General features: G+C 67.1%; 1 protein-coding gene. It reads left to right on the forward strand.

Annotated elements, in window-relative coordinates; genetic code table 11:
• On the forward strand, positions 1-968 hold a 968-nt coding region (locus B1A87_RS22705; RefSeq protein WP_144275969.1), incomplete at its 5' end, for a pseudouridine synthase.
• Positions 969-1,101 lie beyond the last annotated feature (133 nt).

Here is a 1,101-nt window from a genome sequence, read left to right on the forward strand (position 1 = left end):
CTGTCTCTTATACACATCTAGATGTGTATAAGAGACAGCCCGGAGCCCGCAAGCCCGGGGCAGGAAAGGCGCCCGGCACCCCCGGCGCGCTCAAGCCCAAGCCGCGGTCCGCTGCGGCCAAGACCTTCGGCACGCGCGCATTCGGCGGCGAACGGTTCGGCCAGAGCCTCGGTGCGGTCCGCAAGCCTTCGCGCAAGCGCGGCCCCAGCGGTCCCGTGCCGCAGTCCGAACTGCACGACGCCGACGGCGTCCGCCTGCAGAAGGTCATGGCGCAGGCGGGAGTGGCTTCGCGGCGCGTCTGCGAAGAGATGATCGCCGAAGGCCGCGTGGAAGTCGACGGCCAGGTAGTCACCGAGCTCGGTGTCCGCGTCGATCCCAAGGCGTCCGTTATCCACGTGGACGGCCTGCGCATCCAGCTCGATGAGTCCCTCGTGTACATGGTCTTCAACAAGCCCAAGGGCGTCGTGTCCACCATGGAGGACCCGGACGGGCGTCCCTGCATCAGCGACTTCGTCCGCAACACCCATGGAGAGCGCCTCTTCCATGTCGGCCGCCTGGACGTCGCCACCGAGGGCCTCCTGCTGCTGACCAACGACGGCGAACTGGCCAACCGCCTGACGCACCCTTCCTACGAGGTTCCCAAGACGTACCTGGTCCAGGTCCGGGGGCCGTTCCCGCAGGGCATCGGCGCGCAGCTGAAGGCCGGCGTTGAACTGGAGGACGGCATCGCCTCGGTGGACTCGTTCCGGCTCGTTGATTCGACTCCCGGGCATGTGCTCATCGAAGTCGTGCTGCACTCGGGCAAGAACCGTATTGTCCGCCGGCTCTTCGACGCCGTCGGATTCCCCGTGCTGCGCCTGGTGCGCGTCAAGGTGGGCCCCATCGGCCTGGGCGACCAGCGCCAGGGGAGCATCCGCAACCTCGGCAAGCAGGAAGTCGGCCACCTGCTGGCGTCCGTGGGGCTGTAAGGCATGTCTGCTTTCCGCACGCACGGTCGCGGGCACCTGAACGGCCCGGTCGCCGTGATCGGCACCGGGCTGCTCGGCGCCAGCATCGGCCTCGGCCCTGTCTCTTATACACATCTAGATGTGTATAAGAGAC

The sequence above is a fragment of the Arthrobacter sp. KBS0703 genome (assembly GCF_002008315.2).
Taxonomy (GTDB): Bacteria; Actinomycetota; Actinomycetes; order Actinomycetales; family Micrococcaceae; genus Arthrobacter.